A 17,645-nucleotide genomic window follows, 5' to 3' on the forward strand; every position below is an offset into this window, starting at 1 on the left:
GACGCAGAAGGACAAATTACGAAAGCCGTCTTTCACCAACTGGCTAAACACAGTCGGTCTTTGACTCGCGTGTTCATAGATACTTTGAGAAGATTGGCGCGTCATCGTCCCGGGAGGATTGTTGTCACGCCGTGCAACTCTTCCCCGCGTCCGCCGATGTCGACCATAGCGGCGCTTCCTACACCCGAGCGCTGCATGCCAGACGGCCAGCCTTATCTCTTTCAGCACTAAGCTTTGTAAGGAGTGCACCACGAACACGATATCACTTTCAGCGATCTGAACGAAGCCCGTCATCCGAACGTCAACATGCCGGCATATCGCTGTCCCGGATGATGCAGCAGCCTTGATGACGCCACAATACCTGTCCGCATGCGGCTTGAACTTGGAGGATGATGTCACATGGTGACCACGCGAGAAGTCTCTGTTGAGGACGCCAAGACGGTGGCTGGTTTGGTTGCTGCCCTGCTTGCCGAACTCGGGCCCGGTGAACGTGGGGCCGGAGTAGACACCCGGCTCGTGGGCGATCTCCTGGCGATGAAGGAGCGCGTCTGTGGCTTTCTCGCATTCGACCTCGAGAACCCTGTTGGTCTCATTATGCTATCTGAGGGGGCGGCACTGCTCGCGTGTGGGATTTATGGAATCGTAACCGAACTCTATGTGGTCCCGGACCAGCGATCATCTGGGGTGGCGATGCGACTCATCGATGCTGCTGTAGATCTCGGGAAAGAAAAGGGCTGGCGCCACCTCGAAGTTGGGGTCCCAAGACAGCCGATGTGGAGCCGCAGCCCACATTCCGCATTATATTTAAAGGCGGGCTTTGCGGAGATTGGCCCCCGTCTTAGGCTGCCCTTGCATTCTCCCAGTAGGGCGCCTGTTGAAGCGGAGAGACCCAGGCTAGGCCGTAGGCGGCGCCGCGTGCATCGCGGCCCGACTTCATCTGCTGCACACTTTGCCTAAGGCATCAGCCTGCTACTTATGACTGCCCGCGAGGATTCCGAGTTGAAGCTGCCTCACAACTTGGTGCGTCGCCGTAGCAGCACGCGCATATAATGTTCAGGAACGGATTTCGACTTCTCGACGCTTTTTTGCTACTGGCGCACGTGCGTTATCTTTGGCATGCATCGAACACTCGCTCCGCGAATCATTCTGCCGCAGGACCCCCACATGGGGCCGCTGCTGACAAGCCAGCACGAACGCGACTGGAGGTCCATATTCCTTCCACGCGCCGACGACAGCCTGAACCGGTAACGCGGGAACCTACGATATCGAGTAGAAGTGTTGTCCTGCGGAGAAGTCCCGAAGCACACCGCGAAGGTCAGTAGCCCGCGTGAATGGCTAAGTCACGACCGAATACTTCAATGATCCAGATGTAGAACGAATAGAATAGGGGAAATCACAATGACGCAACGAAGGTCGTGTAATGCAGGCTGCTAACTCTAATGGCTTTCTCGAGAGCGTCGGCAAACATTTCCAGCATTCGATGGCGTTTCTCGATCTGCCCGAGGGTTTGGCGGAGCGGATCATTCAATGTAACTCAACCTACACGGTTCGCTTTGGCGTGAGACTGCGCGGCCGCATGTACAGCTTTGTCGGCTGGCGATCCGTCCACAGCGAACACACAGAGCCTGTGAAGGGCGGTATTCGCTACGCGCCGAACGCCGACGCCGACGAAGTGGAGGCGCTCGCTGCGCTCATGACGCTTAAATGCTCACTTGTCGATGTACCCTTTGGCGGCTCGAAGGGAGCCCTCAAGATTGATCCGCGCGAATGGACCCCACAGGAACTCGAGCGTATCACCCGCCGCTTCACCCAGGAACTCAACAAGCGTGGCCTGATCGGCCCTGGCGTCAACGTTCCGGCCCCGGACATCGGCACAAGCGAGCGGGAGATGGCCTGGATGATGGACGAATTCCGCCGTGCGAACCCGACCGATGTCATCAACGCACGGGCCTGTGTAACGGGAAAACCTTTGTCGAAAGGCGGGATTGCCGGTCGCACCGAGGCAACGGGGAGGGGTCTGCAGTTTGCGCTCCAGAGCTATCTTCGCGATCCGCGCACCCGAGGTATGAATGGCAAGCGCGATCTCAAGGAAGCTTCTATCGTGATCCAAGGCTTTGGCAATGTCGGCTATCACGCGGCTAAATTTCTGTCTGAGGAGGACGGCGCCCGGGTAATCGCCGTTGCTGAAAGCGACGGTTATGTCGCGAATTCAACGGGGCTCTCCATTGAATTGCTGAAGCGTCATCAAATTCAAACGGGCAGCATTCTGGGCTTCCCTGGCGCCACGTCTGCTGCTAACGATATGTCCGGTATCGAAATGGCCTGTGATGTTCTCGTTCCTGCAGCAATGGAGAACGCGATTCACACAGGGAATGCGGGCCGAATAAACGCGCATCTTGTAGTAGAAGCCGCCAACGGCCCTGTCACCTTCGAGGCTGACAAGATACTCCGCTCTCGAGGAATAACCATCCTACCGGATCTCTATGTGAATGCCGGCGGTGTTGTCGTCAGCTATTTCGAATGGGTGAAGAACCTAACACACATCCCGTTCGGCTTGATGGAACGGCGGCGACGAGAAAGGCGGAACCATACGATCGCTACAGCGCTGGAAAGGATGACTGGCAAGCAGTTTCCAGCTGACATGCGCGACGAGTTTCTTGAAGGAGGCGCAGAGATCGATCTCGTTCGATCCGGCCTTGAGGACGTCATGCGGAGCACCTGGGCGCGCATTGCAGATCTCATGGAGAAGCGGCCGGAGCTGGGCGACTACAGGACCGCCGCCTACGTCGCATCCATTAGACAGATCGCCGAAGCATACGAAGCGATCGGGATCTAAGAGCGGGTAGGAAACCAAAGGCCAGCGATTTGACCGCCAGCTTCGTAACCAAGGGCGAGGATCGCAAGAAACTCATGCGCAGTCCTAAAGCAGCCTTGGCCACAAAGAGAGCGCTGAGAGGCTGTTTGCTTCTTTCCTGACCCTGACAGTGAAAGCTTGACTTCACTACGTCAAAGTGCGGCATCGCGTGCCACTGGTTGTCCGTTCAGTATTGCCGGACCACCTCTCTGCGTGCACCCTGTCCTGCGAGAGCCCCGTGACTGGCGTTCTAGTCGCCACGGAGTTTTCCGTCCTGCGCCAGCGTCTTGTAGTACGCCAGGTGGCGCGGGTGGAGCAATGGGCATGGACGGAGCTCGCAGCGGTTGCCGAGCCGATGGTCCGTTGCGGTGAGCGCCGCGTATGTCAGCGACGAGTAGGGGCGCTGGGGATTGTAGTCGACGATCCAGACGGCGAGATTGGCGCGCGCATCGTCCAGATTGACTAGCAGTGTCTGTTGAGCAGCTCCTGGCCCGCAATCTCTCGAGACAAACAGCGGCATGGGGTTAAGCTGAATCGTTTTGGATTCCTTAATCAGTATGTCTCTGATTCACCATGCTGGCCGGGCGGAAGCCAGCACGGACGGGCAATCCTTTTAGCGCCTGCAGGGTCCCGATCCCTTGCCGTTAGGCGACATAGCATTTGTTACGTCGTTGCGTTACCAGATTAAATTTCGAACAGCTCACGGGGCAGCTTGGTAAATGGTTCACCACCAAGATCTGTGACGCGAAACGTTTCGCTGATCACATAGCCGATATCTTCACCGATCCAGTTTCCGAGCATGAGGTGAAAGGTCATGTTCGACTTCAAGATAGTCGTGTCACCTTCCTTCAAGCTCGCCGTTGGCTCTGTCCAATCGATTCCGACCGCGTAGCCACACCGCGACTCCTTGTCAAAGCCATGCTTCCTCAGCGTAGTGTTGAAAGCCGCGGCGACATCGTTACACGTCATTCCGGTCTTGGCTACCGAAAGTGCAGCTTCCAGGCCAGCAACTTCTCCTTCATGCAGCCGCCGTATCTGATCTGATGGTTTGCCAATCGACAAGGTGCGCATCAATGGAGACGTATAGCCGTGACGCACGCCGGTTAACTCGAGGTTGATTTGCGAACCTTGTTGGAAGACGTCCTCTGTCCAGCTAATGTGACACGTGGACGTTCGCGGTGTCGCGCACAGAAAGAAGCTCGCGGCGTCGGTGCCGGGCTTTCCGTTAGCACCGCGCACCAATGTTGCGATGATCTCTGCGGATGCATCGGCTTCGCGCACGCCCGGGCGAATAACGTCCATCCCCTTGAGCATTCCCGCATCAGAAATTGCGGCGGCTTCGCGCATGATGCCGATTTCCAGGTCCGACTTCTCGCCTCGAATCCAGGTCACGAGGTTCGTGCAATCAAGGATTTTCGCGCCAACCAACCGGGACCTGACTTTTTCGACGGCTATCGTCGACAGAGACTTTGCTTCAAGGCCAATCCTCTTGCGGCCGAGCCCCTTGTCCAGGATAAGATCGATTATCGCGTCGTACCCATCGCGGTCGGCATTGCCAATCAGGGCTTCCGGGTAGCCGATCACATTGGTTCGATCGATGAACATCTGATGGAGTGCAGCTGGCGCGTCCATCCGCCGCGTAACAAAGGTTGGCTCTTCCTCGCTCAAAGAGACGAGTAGAGCTTGAGGCACATATCCGGACTTTGAAGTGTATCCCGAAAGGTATGTGATGTTGGCTGAAACCGAGACCACCAGCAGTTCGACCTCGCGTCGCTTCATCTCCGACTTTACGGCGGACAAGCGTCGCATATATTCAGACCGGGGAAACACCAGCTCGGCTCTTGGCATTGCCATGATTTCAGCTCCTTGCATAAATAATCAACCGCTTAAGCCCAAGTAGATTCGGTCTTGTGGAAGGCGTCGCCCGATGCTCCACACCTTTCTGGAACATCAACATTTCATTTGCGGAGTTTTCCAGCGGTAGCTGGACGACTCCGGCTCGCGACGCATTTCGGAGGTTGCTCTCGCTCGCGACCGGTGACGCAAGTTGTTCGCCGTGGTTCCGCCACCGTCGCGTTCCAGGCTTTGTCGCGCGAAGTCGATAGAAACACCGGATCCTTCTGGTGGTGGTCCCAACCCAAGACACTCCCGGCAGCCAGCTAATCTTTTTGAACGACCTTCAACGCAACTCGGAGTAACGATTAAACCTGCGACGATACTGCGGAAGCTTCCCTCTGAAGTTCAAGGCTAACTACAGACTGGCGATGTAAAGCTGTGAACTTGCTAAGTTCGGCGCAGATTTTCTGCGGAATTTAGCGTTCCGTGAGCCGTACAGCTCTCTCCACTATTTCCGAAGCGTCGCGTTTCTCACCAAGATGAACAACCCGAGCGGCAGTCCGTCTGTCGTGACCGCAAGGCTTGAATGCATTAGGATCCCGCAAAGTGTGTGATGCCGCATTCGGGCGCACCGTTCGTTCGATGGCTCGCGGTCCTCCTGCTCGCACTCATGCTCACTCTGGGCAGTTGGCCAGCGAAAGCCCGACTCCCCTCAAATTGCCTTAGGTGAGCCATTATGCACACCCAGCATCTTACGGGAACGCATGTTGGATAACCCGAAGGCGTGGTGCTCGCGCTATCGTCCTGCGGGTTTGATCTTATTTTGCCGCCATAGAGAGCGGAGGTTCGGCTTCTGGTCCTACCGGATTTTTGAACTCGTTGTCTTTACGGTAACTCTCAAGCGCTTCTTTTGCCGCAGCGAGGAGAGCAGGATCCGAAAGAACGTCGGCGGCCACGCCTGCCATAGCTTTTGCAGCGAAGGCGATTCCTTTGTGAGCAGCGGGGGACTTGCCTTGTGCAACCAGCTGCCAGGAATGACCTGGCGTCCCGATCGCATAGCATGAGACTAAGCATTGCACCGTAGGAACGACCCAACTCACGGTCCCTACGTCCGTGGAGCCAATTGAGTCGGTGCGGGAGCCATCCGGTGGGTAAATTTTGCCGCTGAGGGGGGCTGCGGTCACCGGCAGACCGTGACGACCATACGCGGAACGAATATCGTCGGGCGGGAGAGTGCGTTGAATCTGTCTGGCGAACTCCATATCAGAACTGTCGAACTCAACTCCGCCCAGTTGCAGCAGGTTCTCATGCATGGCTTCTTCCAAGGGAGCGTTGGGAACTAAGTTGGCCTCGCCCGATAGTTGTTTCATTTCCACTCTGGTCTCCGTCATCAGCGCCGCGCCCTCAGCGATCTTCCGGACCCGCTCGACCAAACCCCACATGTCATTGAGTTTAAGTGCCCGAACGAGATGACGAACAACAGCACGCGGTTGCACCACGTTTGGGGCGATACCTCCACCATCCACGAGGGCGTAGTGGACGCGAGCCGAGGAGGGCATGTGCTCGCGCATATAATTCACACCTACGCTCATGAGCTCCACGGCATCGAGCGCGCTTCGCCCAAGATGCGGCGCCACCGCGGCATGGGCGGCGCGCCCATGAAACGTGAATTCCATTTCCACACACGCGAGCGAAGCCGCGGGCCACACGCCCGTAAAGGCTGAGGGGTGCCAACAAATCGCAATATCGACATCATCGAACGCGCCAGCTCTAACCAAAAAGCTCTTGCCAGATCCGCCCTCTTCCGCAGGACAGCCATAGTAGCGCACTCGGCCAGGTAGCCCGGCTTGGGCCAGCCAATCCTTTACCGCCACTGCAGCCAACAGCGAGGCCGAGCCGAGCATGTTGTGACCGCAGCCGTGCCCTGAACCGCCCGGAACGAGAGGCCGCTGTTCAGCGAGGCCTGCTTCCTGGCTCAAACCGGGCAGCGCGTCGTATTCACCGAGGATAGCAATAACAGGGCCGCCTTTACCCGCTTCACCCATCACTGCTGTTGGGATTCCAGCCAGCGCTTCGGAGACCGTAAAGCCCTGCAAGGCGAGCGTCTGACGATGTTCGCTGAATGCGAAGAATTCCTGATAGTTCTCTTCGGGGCGCCCCCAGATCCGGTCGCTCAAATCGAAAAATTCCGTTTTGTGAGACTCAACGCACTCCCAAACTGGCTTCGTGTTCCTTAGCATGAATTCCTCGCCTAAGATCCGATCACTTACTTGCTCTTCGCATTTCCGCTCATTCACATGCCATCGAGCCCCACATCAAAGTCAGGCTCGATCAAGCAGAGATGAATCTGGCAACCGTCTCTTTGACTTTGCTAATGCTGCACGACCCGGAAACGCTCTCTGTGCGAGATTACGCCATCTGCCGCAACAATCGTCGGCAAATGCGCTGCGCCTGCGATGGAATGCGGCGTTGGGAGCGGTTGACGTGCCGAAATCCATCCTTGGGCTCATTGTGCCGCTTTGCCACATTAGCATAGCCCGCACGGTCTATCCTTCGGCTTCAGCAGCCAAGTCTATGGGATAGAACGCAATTCGTTCGAAACACTTGCGCAATGGAAGAGCAGGCGGAGTTGCTGCTGATGCAGACTCACTCGTTTGGCATCGCCATGGTCTCAGGTTTGACGTTGCGACAACGATTTGCCGACGCCCAGGCACGTCGTGCGCGGAGCCGTATTGAGTTGTTACGCCTAAAAACCTCTTATAACGGCCCAAGACGCACGACTTCGAGCTTAAAGGTGCGCCTACGAGCAGTTTCTCGGCAGGAACTCGGTATAAACTACCAACCGATGAGGAAAACGACGGATCTTTGATAGTACCGACACCTAGGACCGAGATTCACTGGCGGCTTAGCTTCTGAATGACTGGACCACGAGGGCCCAGGATCTGCACCGAGGACAAATTGATGGAGTCTCGTGCTTGGTTTGCTGGAACGAGCGATCTTGCGTCCACCCGACGCGGCGCCTCGTCATTCTTGGATAGCCTCTCGTCGGATGACTGCGAGTTAGCGGCGCTGCAAAGCTGGGCCAAGACTTGGATAACGATAGGCCAGCACAATTCCAGTCTTGTTGAACTCAACTTGCAGAAGCAAGCACTTGATATCGCCAAGGAGGCTTGGCTGTGCGCGCTAACTGCGTTCGAGGTTGCCAGAAGGCTACTTGCGGACGGGAACCGAGACGACCCAGAGATTTCCGCGACAGTTGAAAGCGACTTTCGGAAATTCGGACCAGCTCTAGGGCACACGGTCGAAAATCTGCGAATTTCGTGCGATCAGGTTCAAGTGCCTGCCTGCTATTTGCCTGCCGGCGGCTCCTATTTGCGCTTGCCGGCAGTGATCTGCATTAGCAGCGAGGAAGAGAAAAGAATGAGCCTGCTCCGCAGACTCTTGCCGGTCATCATTGGTCGCAAGATGTCTATCCTCGTTGTCTCCCACGAGGACGTCGCAGGAAACTCTCGCGGCGAATCCGAGATGCTATTGTCTCGATGTTTGGACTATTTGTCCTGCTGTCCAGACATTGATCGCAATCGAATTGCTGTCTACGGTGATGGATCGTCGGCTGCCCTGGCCACCGATTTCGCCGCGTATGATGACCGGGTCGCCGCGGCGGTTTGCGACGCTGGGCTTTGGAATCGCGCGCGAACTTTGGGATGCATTAGATGGCTGACTCGCGCCACAGAGGACGCTGAGGCGAATTCGGCACATTCGCCTCAATTGACGCACAAGATAAACTGTCCAATTCTTGTGCCTGTAAGCGCCCGTGGCATTGTTAGCGTCTCAGATGTCGTCGAACTCCATGCAAATTGTATGGCCGCGGGGGTTCCTCTGGAGGTGATTCTACCTCAGATGTACCGTGGAGGCGCGGAGCCAGAAAACTTTGTGATCTTAGATCAGCGCATCTTTGATTGGCTCGAGAAGAAGCTCAACCAATAATGAGCAGGCGCTTGGGTTTCGTTTCGGCCTACAACACGCCTATGCTAAGCTTCTGCGAAGCCAGTCGGCTATTCTTTGCAATCGAGTTCAGCCGTTTGTTGAGGTAGTCGAGCGATGCCTCGTCGAGCCCCTCGATGAGCGCAGAATTCAACGCCTCTCTCTTGATGGACAGCTTCGCAATTTCCGCACGAGCCTTTTCGGTCAAAGACATTTGAATATATCTTCCATCCTCGCGCGAGATCTCACGCGTCAAAAAGTCCATCTCCTCGAGCTTCTTAGTTTGGGTAGTGACAAACGCAGGGTGGAACCGCAGCTTGCCGGCGACTGCTATGCCCGAAACACCACGCCCTTCGTCGAGTTCTTCGATCGCCATCAAAATCAGCCATTGGGGCTCGGTCAATCCCATAAGCTGTGCCCAGCTCTTGTGTATGCCCTCCAGTTGAGAGTGAAGCTCGACAATATTCCAAATCAGGTCTCGAACAGCCCGGTCTACCGCTTGCATTTCAGACATCGTGATTGTTCCGCCGAAAGTCAGCGATAAGTCCGCTCCTGAGAGAGGTAACGCCCTCGAGGGCCCTAGGAAAGCCCCTCAAGAAACATGAAGCCTATTCCGAAAATGAATTGACATCATAAATTGAAAAAGGGTACGATCCGGCCAGATCGATTAGAGGAGGACTCTTCCACGATCATGTAAATCTCCAAGGAGAACCTCCGGGGTGCCCCCCTGGGGTTCTTTTTTTGATGACCCAAGGACTTTTTGCTCGCGAGCACACGCTTTGGTGCCAAAATGCAACACTTCGTAGCGCGTTATCAATTACGATCATTAATTGATTGTATGAATTCAATTGGCGGCTTAGATCGTGAGTTGACGGAGAGGGGGCGCCTCGACGTCGTCCGTCAAGCACCTGCCCAGTCGGTGAGGCTAGCAGCGGCGGATCTTTGAAGGACGGAAACGACGTTTCCAACTTGGAGGTTCATCATGAAACTGACAAAGACTCTTTTCCTTGGATCCGCGGCAATGTTTGCCAGCGCGACAGCTCAGGCAGCCGATCTTCCGGTCAAGGCCAAGGCGATCGAGTACGTAAAGATTTGCTCGCTCTATGGTGCTGGATTCTATTACATTCCTGGCACCGACACGTGCATCAAACTCGGCGGCTATTTGCGCACATCGCTGGCGCTGGGCTCGAACGGAGTTTATGCAACTGCCGACAGCGGCGTTGCTGGCGCCCGAAATCGGTTGAGCAACTACTACACCGCTCAATCCCGCGCAGACCTAAGCATCGACACCCGTACCGCCACGGAGTACGGGGTGGTTCGCACCTATTTCGAGGCTGTTAACACTTGGACGACAGGTGGCTATAGCGGCGCGGGTTCCAGTGCCACGAACGGCGCAACCTCCTACACAAGCTCAATCGCTTCTCAGGTTTCTGCTGGTTCTCTTGGTGTCTACTACGCGTTCTTCCAGTTTGCGGGATTTACCATCGGTAAGGCACAATCCCAGTTCGCAGCGCCCTGGACCAACTATCCTGCCAACAGCTTCGATGGACTACCCGGTGGCGGCGGCTGGGAGCCTGTGAACCAATTCACCTATACCGCTGACTTCGGCCAAGGCATTTCTGCCTCATTTTCAGCGCAGGACCAGGTTGCCAATCTGACGAGCAACATCTGGAACGTCAGCGGCGCGACTTCCACGGGTCTTGCAACTGGATCTTATGGAGCCAACGATATCGGAGGTTCGCGGGCTCCTGATCTCGTGGCAATGCTGCGCGTCGACCAAGCTTGGGGTCTATTCCAGGCGTCAGTAGCATCGCATGAAAATCACGCAGCATATTATGGTGCCGATGAAACAAGCGGCCACCCGGGCGATAAATGGGGCTGGGCTGGCCAGCTGGCTTTGTCGATCAAAAACATTCCCACCGGCGCGGGCGACACGATCAACATGTCGGGCGTGTATACGAATGGTGCGAGCCGCTACAACTTTCAGGAGTATATGTCCAGCACCTACGCGATGTATGGAGGCACTGGTCTTCCTGGTGCTTACCAGAGTGTTGGTCTCGCCGGTCTATCTGATTCAGTATTCGTCACCGGCTCGGGCCAACAGCTAACCACAACCTACGGCTTTCAGGGGGGGTACACCCACAACTGGGATCCCCACTGGAACAGCAGCGTTTATGGGGGTTGGGGCGCTGTGCGCTACAACACTACCGCAAAAGGCTACATCTGCGGCGCAGTCGTAGCTACTCTCGCACTATCAAGTGGTGTCGCTGGCTGCAATCCCGACTTCAACTACGGTGTTGTCGGGTTGGTCACGCGGTGGACGCCGGTGAAAAATCTGACCTTCACCGCGGATCTCGCCTACGTAATGCTTGATCAAAAGTATGCCGCCGGTAGCACGGTTACCCTCCCGCTGCAGTCGAGCATCGCAAAGCCCGGTGCTGCATACGAGCTCAAGGACCAGAACGCCCTGACGCTCCTTCTCCGCGCTCAGCGCAACTGGTGATCATGGTGAACTAGAAGGAGAACACGAACGGCTCTCTATGCCGCTTAACCTCCAAGAAAGCCTCCGGCATGCCCGCCGGGGGCTTTCATTCGATCAGATGCTGCAAAGACATGCGATCTGGGAAGCCGAATCTTTGATTGCTTACGCGAACGGCCGCGCCGCACGCGTGCCACTCAGTGACCAAATCGTACGCGGGCACGCTCGCCGCAGCATTGGAGCAGGAGAGCGTGCTCGACGCCTCGAAGACAATCACGCACTACGTACCCGAGTTGCGGGTCCGCGTGGCACGATGCCACGCTGCGCCAAGTCATGAACATGCAGACGGAGCTGGTGTACACGGAGCCTATGGTGACGAGCGCGCCAGTGTCTGGGCTTATGCGCGCCCCTGCGGCTGGCGGCCGCGCTGAGCGTACGCGGAACGGGCGCTGGTCCTCAACGCGCCTAAGATTCAGCGGACAGGCTTTACAAATCCAATAGCTTGTTCAGCATGCGCCAAAGAAACGATAGAGCCGAATAGACTTAGCCGAGAAGAACCAGCCTATGGAGCGACCTGTGCGGGAATACTTACACGAGAACGGCTGCCATCCAGCCCAGCAGGGGGTCGGCTATGACACCATTGGGTCGATTGCAACGAACGTTGCGGACGGCTTTACGATTGCGGCGGTCGGCGATCTTATCGTGACGCGGCCGCTGACCAAAGGCCAGCATTCGGGCTTCGGCGAAATCGTCGCACTCCTTCGTAAGGCCGATGTCACTTTCGGCAACATGGAAACCAACATCTTCAACATCCGGTCATTCCAGGGCAGTCCGCAGGCTGAGTACGGCGGCGCGTATCACGTCGGCTTGCCCGCGCTCGGAGCGGACTTGAAGGCGATGGGCTTCAACCTCGTCAGCTACGCGAACAACCACACCTTCGACTGGGGCATTGAAGGCATGCGCGAGACGATCCGGGCGCTCGACCAGAACGACATCGTCCATGCCGGGGCGGGCGAGACCCTCGCTGACGCCGGTGCCGCTCGCTTTCTCGAGACCGCCCGCGGTCGCGTGGGGCTGGTGTCGTTTGCGTCCACGTTCACGCCGCTGTCGCGGGCGGCCGATGCGGCCTGCGAGGCGCCGGGCAGACCGGGGATCAACGCTCTTCGTGTGGCGCGAAGCATCGTAGTTCTACCGGAGATGCTCGACAGCTTGAGGCACGTACGCAATGCGTTGCCGGGCTTCGGGTCTGGCCGTGAAGATCCAGACCGAGTCGTACTCGCCGGAACGACATATACGGCTGGGCCCGAGGCGGGTTACAGCTACGAAGCCAACCCGCAGGATGTGGCAAACGTCCTCCGAAACGTGCGTCGGGGCAAGCAGTTCTCCGACTGCTGCGTCGCCACGAACCACGGTCACCAGCCCGGGAATTGGAGTCAGGAGCCGCCTGATTATGAACAAGCGCTTGCCCGTCGTATCATAGATGCTGGGGCTGATGCCTACATTGGCCATGGACCGCACCAGCTGCGCGGCATCGAGATCTACAAGGGGCGGCCGATCTTCTATAGCTTGGGGAACTTCATCATGGATGACCTGCGGACGCCCGTGGGCGCTGACATGTTCGATGCTTATGGCAAGGACCCGCGCGTCGACACGGATGCTGAGGTGACCCTGGCCGAGATGGCCGGAGGATACGAGACTGATCCCGGGTTCTGCGATCCCGTCTACTATGAGAGCATTATCGCGGTTAGCCGATTCGAGCAGAACGAACTTGCTGAGGTGAGACTTTATCCTATCGAGCTTGGTCACTCGAAGCGGTTCGCCAACCGTGGGATTCCGTGTCCTGCCCCCGGGGTTCAAGCAAAGGTCATTCTGGAGCGTCTGCAGAGGCTCTCAGCAGCCTTTGGGACGGAGATCTCTATCGAGGACGAGGTTGGAGTGATTAGGCGGCGGCCCAGCTCGGCGCGGTGACGCAGCATTTGAACACGATGACGTAATTGCGGTCGGCGCTCGTGACAGACAACCTCCGTTATCGTTGAGCCCTCGCAATCAAATGATTCGAAGGAGCTCCCATGAAGCAGCACGTCGGGCTGGACGTCTCACAGAGAGAGACCGCTGTGTGCGTTGTCAACGAGACTGGTCAAGTAATCTCGAAGGGAAAGCAAAGTCTAATCCTGGTGAACTGCCCGACTCGCTCCATCGCTACAATTGAGATCAGCCGCACGGGCATGAAGGCCCGACTCGGCTTGACCAGGAACAACGTCTTGAGGCTCAACAGCTAGCTAGTGCCTCTGAACCGTTCAGATCATTACCAGGACAATCACGAGATTCTGCGCTGCTTTTCGATAAGCCGTTTGAAACCGCTGTTTGTGCGGACTGTCTTACGGCGGCGCGATTGCACTCAGTGATTAATTTTTGCGCCAAGGCGACCAAAGTCGGGGGTTTTGTTCTGAGTGGCAAGGTAAACCTCTTGCAATATCTGATGTTGGCCGTTTGCTTTCCGTTCTCGTGCATGCAGCCAAAGATCGACAACGTTTGTGGCTGAAATGACCGAAGAGATTATCGCGCTCGGCGAGAAACTTTCCCTATGCGCCCAGACAGCGCCGCATGCCCGAGCAGTTAGTTGTGGTGAGACCACTCTTACCTTTGGCCAACTGGATGCGCAAACTAACCGGATCGCCTACGCTCTAGAGGGACTGGGCGTGAAACTGGGCGACCTCGTCACCATAGGCCTGCCCAACAGCATTGATTTCATCGAGGCTTGCTGGGGGGCCTGGAAGGTAGGTGCAACCCCGCAGCCGGTGTCGTTCCGGCTACCCAATGCCGAGCTGCGCGCGATCGTCGAGCTCGCCGAGCCGTCAGTTGTGATCGCATTGCCGGGCATGGAGACCAACCGGCGGCGCTTCACGATCGAGGAGCTGCTCGCACTATCCCGCGATACTCGGCCCCTGGAACCGCGAGTGGCTCCTGTCTTGAGGGCAATGACCTCGGGCGGTTCGACGGGACGTCCCAAGCTGATCCTGTCCGGCTCGTCCGCCCTGACTCTGGCTGAACCTGGGAATGGCCCAAATTTTTGGCGGTTTGGTTTGGGCGATACGGCCTTGATTCCTGCACCGCTCTATCATACCGGCCCATTCTCATGCGCCCAAGACGCACTAACTCGTGGGGTTCACGTGGTGCTGATGCCGCGCTTCGATGCCGAGGGCCTGCTGGCTGAGATCGATCGGCACAAGGCCACTTGGGTGTATCTGGTGCCCACCATGATGAGCCGCATCTGGCGACTGCCGGAAGAAGTGCGAGGCCGCTATGACATTTCATCGCTGAAGACGCTCTGGCACCTAGGCGCGCCTTGCCCGCCATGGCTCAAGGAGGCCTTCATCAACTGGCTCGGGCCTGAGGTGATCATGGAGCTCTATGCCGGCTCTGAGAACCAAGCCGGCACGACTATCACTGGAACCGAATGGCTGGATCATCGCGGCTCCGTTGGACGCGTGAGCTCGGGTGAAATGAAAACCGTTGGCGCCGACGGAAACGTGCTGCCACCCGGCGAGGTGGGGGAGATTTACATGCGGCGTTCGGCGGGATCACCGCCTACCTACAATTACCGGGGAGCGACTGCGCGCACCCTGCCCGGCGGCTGGGAGAGCCTCGGTGACATCGGTTACTTTGACGCTGACGGCTATCTCTACCTCTCTGACCGGCGGACTGACATGATCCTCGTCGGAGGGTCTAACGTCTATCCTGCTGAGGTGGAAGCGGCGATAGACGAACACCCCGCAGTAATGTCGAGCACCGTGGTTGGCCTGCCGCATGAGGATATGGGTTCGTCCATTCACGCCATTGTCCAGGCTCGCCCGGGTCTGACTGAGGACGCGCTGCTAGCACATCTAGCCGAGCGGCTAGTACCCTATAAGCGTCCGCGCACCATCGAGTTCGTAGACGAGCCTCTTCGCGACGAAGCAGGCAAGGTGCGGCGCACACAGTTGCGTGACGATCGCATCGCCCGGATACAGTCCACCCTTGGCGAAACCTATTCAGGCAGCGGCACATCCTCCGGAACAGCAGCTGTAGCAGCCGCGACGCTACGGCGCATTACAGGAGGTTCGAGTGGATCGCCTTGATCGGCTCGCTTCTACGGATGTCGATCATCAGATGGCGATCCGCTTTGCGCTGAGGTGTCGTCAGCCAAGAAGCGCATGAAACACAAACCGAAGGGATAAAGAGTGGAAACCGTGAAACTAGAACGTCACGACGCGATCGGTGTGATCACGGTCAACAGCCCTCCGGTCAACGCGCTGAGCGCCGCGGTTCGCGGCGGAATTCTGGAGTGCATCAAGGCCGCAATCGCCGATCCCGCCATCAAGGGCATCGTGCTGACCTGCGCCGGCCGCACCTTCATTGCGGGCGCTGACATCACCGAATTCGGCAAGCCGCCGAAGCCGCCCGCCCTTAACGACGTGCTTTCCGAGATCGAGAATTCACCGAAGCCGGTCGTGGCCGCGATTCACGGCACCGCGCTCGGCGGCGGCCTCGAAGTCGCGCTCGCCTGTCATTTCCGTGTCGCGGTGAAGGAAGCCAAGCTCGGCCTGCCCGAGGTGAAGCTCGGCCTGCTGCCGGGCGCCGGTGGCACCCAACGCCTGCCGCGCGCAGTCGGACCGGAGCTTGCGGTCAAGATGATCGTCGGCGGTGATCCGATCGGTGCGGCGGAAGCTCTGAAGAACGGCCTGATCGAGGAGATCGTCGAGGGCCCGGCCGCCGGAGGTGAAGCCTTCGTACGAAAGCTGCTGGCTGAAAAGCGTCCGCTGCGCCGTCTGCGTGACGACGACTCCAAGATCGCGGCGGCCAAGGTCGATCGCTCGATCTTCACCAACGCGGTCGCCGCCATGACCAAGAAGTCGCGCGGTCTGGAAGCTCCGTTCGCGGCGGCTGACGCCGTCGGCTACGCCATCGACCTGCCGTTCGACGAAGGCCTCAAGAAGGAGCGCGAAGGTTTCCTGAAGCTCGTCGCCAGCGATCAGTCCAAGGCGCAGCGTTATGCCTTCTTCGCCGAGCGCGAGGCCAGCAAGATCGCCGGCGTTCCTGAGGGGACCAAGCCACGGCCCGTGAACCGCGTCGCCATCCTCGGCGCCGGCACAATGGGCGGCGGCATCGCGATGTCCTTTGCCAATGCCGGCGTTCCCGTCACCCTGATCGAGACCGGCGAGGAGCAGCTCAAGCGCGGCATGGGCATCATGCAGAAGAACTGGGAAGCGACCGCGGCGCGCGGCGGCATCCCGGCGGATGCACCCGCCAAGCGCATGGCGCTGATCAACGGCGTTGTCGGCATCGAGAACGTCGGTGATGCTGACCTGGTGATCGAGGCCGTGTTCGAGACCATGGCGATCAAGAAAGAGGTGTTCGGCAAGCTCGACCAGTACGTCAAGCCTGGCGCCGTGCTCGCCTCCAACACCTCGTATCTAAACATCGACGAGATCGCGAAGTCGACCAAGCGCCCGCAGGACGTGCTCGGCATGCATTTCTTCTCGCCCGCCAACGTCATGAAATTGTGCGAGATCGTGCGCGCCGACAAGACCGCGCCAGATGCCCTTGTGACGGCGGTCAACATCGCCCGCAAGATTGCAAAGGTGCCGGTGGTCGTGGGCGTATGCCATGGGTTCGTCGGCAATCGCATGTACGATCAGAGCGGCAAGCAGGCAGACAAGCTGTTGTTTGAGGGCGCTCTACCGCAACAAGTCGATGCAGCCCTAAAGAACTTTGGCATGCCCATGGGGCCGTTTGTGATGAGCGATTTGGCCGGCAACGATATCGGCTGGCTTTCGCGTAAAGATCGCGGCGTAAAGTCGGAGATCGCCGATGCGCTCTGCGAGGCCGGCCGTTTCGGCCAGAAGGCCGGTAAGGGATGGTACAGGTATGACGCGGGCTCGCGGACCCCGATTCCAGATCCCGAGGTCGAATTGCTGATTGACCAGACTTTGACCCGGCTTGGGCGTAAGCGTCGCGTCGTTAGCGACGAGGAGATCATCGAACGCGTGATGTACCCGGTTATCAACGAAGGTGCGCGGATCCTCGAGGAAGGCATCGCTGCGCGACCGGGCGACATCGACGTGGTCTGGCTCTGTGGCTTCGGATGGCCAATCTATCGCGGCGGGCCGATGTACTACGCCGACCAGATCGGCCTAGACAAGGTCCTCGCCAAGATGAGGGAGCTCCAGGCCGCTGTAGGCGACGAATTTAAACCTGCCTCCCTGCTGGAGAAACTGGTCGCGGAAGGAAAGAGATTCGGCGAGTTCAAGTAATCGGCCTAACGCATGAAATAGTCCTCTGGATGGACGAGTTCGATAAAATTGGGATTGAGTAGCCCGCTAGTACTGCGCAACGACAAGAAATGCTCTGAACCGCGCGTCATAGAGCGGACAACTTACTGGAAGGAGCTAGCCTGTTGGGAGAAGATCATGGACAGCATCATGCAACCCTTTCGTCGCAGCTTAGATCACG

At 57.8% G+C, this 17,645-nt stretch carries 11 protein-coding genes; 7 read left to right on the plus strand and 4 right to left on the minus strand.

The genetic code is table 11. The annotated features are described in order from the left end of the window. Window positions 1–534: 534 nt before the first annotated feature. Window positions 535–957, plus strand: coding sequence for a GNAT family N-acetyltransferase (locus IVB13_RS00615; protein ID WP_256374449.1), 423 nt, complete (start codon window positions 535–537; stop codon window positions 955–957). A 523-nt stretch (window positions 958–1,480) separates the two neighbouring features. Next, window positions 1,481–2,836 carry a Glu/Leu/Phe/Val dehydrogenase gene (locus tag IVB13_RS00620; protein ID WP_026233846.1) on the plus strand — a complete coding sequence of 452 codons (1,356 nt, stop codon included), beginning with the start codon at window positions 1,481–1,483 and terminating at the stop codon, window positions 2,834–2,836. Window positions 2,837–3,104: 268 nt separating this feature from the next. Here the strand turns inward: IVB13_RS00620 and IVB13_RS00625 are convergent, their stop codons facing one another. From IVB13_RS00625 to IVB13_RS00635, 3 genes are all read right to left on the minus strand, one after another. After that, window positions 3,105–3,374: a transposase gene (locus IVB13_RS00625; protein ID WP_247441765.1), complete on the minus strand. Its 270-nt coding sequence runs from the start codon at window positions 3,372–3,374 to the stop codon at window positions 3,105–3,107. Window positions 3,375–3,538: 164 nt separating this feature from the next. Further along, the gene (locus IVB13_RS00630; protein WP_026233910.1) at window positions 3,539–4,708 is read right to left on the minus strand and encodes a Xaa-Pro peptidase family protein; all 1,170 of its coding nucleotides are present in this window, start codon (window positions 4,706–4,708) and stop codon (window positions 3,539–3,541) included. Window positions 4,709–5,508: 800 nt separating this feature from the next. After that, window positions 5,509–6,930: a M20 family metallopeptidase gene (locus IVB13_RS00635; protein WP_247441787.1), complete on the minus strand. Its 1,422-nt coding sequence runs from the start codon at window positions 6,928–6,930 to the stop codon at window positions 5,509–5,511. A gap of 721 nt (window positions 6,931–7,651) precedes the next feature. On the opposite strand from IVB13_RS00635, the gene IVB13_RS00640 reads away from it, so the two are divergent. Continuing rightward, window positions 7,652–8,677, plus strand: coding sequence for a hypothetical protein (locus tag IVB13_RS00640; RefSeq protein ID WP_247441763.1), 1,026 nt, complete (start codon window positions 7,652–7,654; stop codon window positions 8,675–8,677). A 28-nt stretch (window positions 8,678–8,705) separates the two neighbouring features. Here the strand turns inward: IVB13_RS00640 and IVB13_RS00645 are convergent, their stop codons facing one another. Continuing rightward, the gene (locus IVB13_RS00645; protein ID WP_018459954.1) at window positions 8,706–9,188 is read right to left on the minus strand and encodes a MarR family transcriptional regulator; all 483 of its coding nucleotides are present in this window, start codon (window positions 9,186–9,188) and stop codon (window positions 8,706–8,708) included. A 468-nt stretch (window positions 9,189–9,656) separates the two neighbouring features. On the opposite strand from IVB13_RS00645, the gene IVB13_RS00650 reads away from it, so the two are divergent. The 4 genes from IVB13_RS00650 (at window position 9,657) to IVB13_RS00665 (ending at window position 17,446) form a co-directional block, all read left to right on the plus strand. Further along, window positions 9,657–11,177 (plus strand): porin, encoded by a 1,521-nt coding sequence (locus IVB13_RS00650; RefSeq protein WP_018459955.1) that lies wholly within the window; start codon window positions 9,657–9,659, stop codon window positions 11,175–11,177. A gap of 540 nt (window positions 11,178–11,717) precedes the next feature. Next, a complete protein-coding gene (locus IVB13_RS00655; RefSeq protein ID WP_247487302.1) occupies window positions 11,718–13,121 on the plus strand; it encodes a CapA family protein in 1,404 nt (467 codons plus the stop codon). Window positions 13,122–13,696: 575 nt separating this feature from the next. Continuing rightward, the gene (locus IVB13_RS00660) at window positions 13,697–15,271 is read left to right on the plus strand and encodes an AMP-binding protein (RefSeq protein ID WP_247487305.1); all 1,575 of its coding nucleotides are present in this window, start codon (window positions 13,697–13,699) and stop codon (window positions 15,269–15,271) included. Window positions 15,272–15,373: 102 nt separating this feature from the next. Beyond that, entirely contained in the window at window positions 15,374–17,446 is a 2,073-nt protein-coding gene (locus IVB13_RS00665) for a 3-hydroxyacyl-CoA dehydrogenase NAD-binding domain-containing protein (RefSeq protein ID WP_247487307.1), read from the plus strand. The last annotated feature ends 199 nt before the right edge of the window (window positions 17,447–17,645 follow it).

Origin of the sequence: Bradyrhizobium sp. 17 (assembly GCF_023073515.1) — a bacterium.
GTDB lineage: Bacteria > Pseudomonadota > Alphaproteobacteria > Rhizobiales > Xanthobacteraceae > Bradyrhizobium > Bradyrhizobium canariense_D.

Bases quoted from the DNA above. Each gene is read 5' to 3' on its own strand.
- IVB13_RS00630 (WP_026233910.1), bottom strand. From the start codon at position 4,708: ATGGCAATGCCAAGAGCCGAGCTGGTGTTTCCCCGGTCTGAATATATG.
- IVB13_RS00620 (WP_026233846.1), top strand. From the start codon at position 1,481: ATGGCGTTTCTCGATCTGCCCGAGGGTTTGGCGGAGCGGATCATTCAA.
- IVB13_RS00655 (WP_247487302.1), top strand. From the start codon at position 11,718: ATGGAGCGACCTGTGCGGGAATACTTACACGAGAACGGCTGCCATCCA.
- IVB13_RS00645 (WP_018459954.1), bottom strand. From the start codon at position 9,188: ATGTCTGAAATGCAAGCGGTAGACCGGGCTGTTCGAGACCTGATTTGG.
- IVB13_RS00635 (WP_247441787.1), bottom strand. From the start codon at position 6,930: ATGCTAAGGAACACGAAGCCAGTTTGGGAGTGCGTTGAGTCTCACAAA.
- IVB13_RS00650 (WP_018459955.1), top strand. From the start codon at position 9,657: ATGAAACTGACAAAGACTCTTTTCCTTGGATCCGCGGCAATGTTTGCC.
- IVB13_RS00640 (WP_247441763.1), top strand. From the start codon at position 7,652: ATGGAGTCTCGTGCTTGGTTTGCTGGAACGAGCGATCTTGCGTCCACC.
- IVB13_RS00615 (WP_256374449.1), top strand. From the start codon at position 535: ATGAAGGAGCGCGTCTGTGGCTTTCTCGCATTCGACCTCGAGAACCCT.
- IVB13_RS00625 (WP_247441765.1), bottom strand. From the start codon at position 3,374: ATGCCGCTGTTTGTCTCGAGAGATTGCGGGCCAGGAGCTGCTCAACAG.
- IVB13_RS00660 (WP_247487305.1), top strand. From the start codon at position 13,697: ATGACCGAAGAGATTATCGCGCTCGGCGAGAAACTTTCCCTATGCGCC.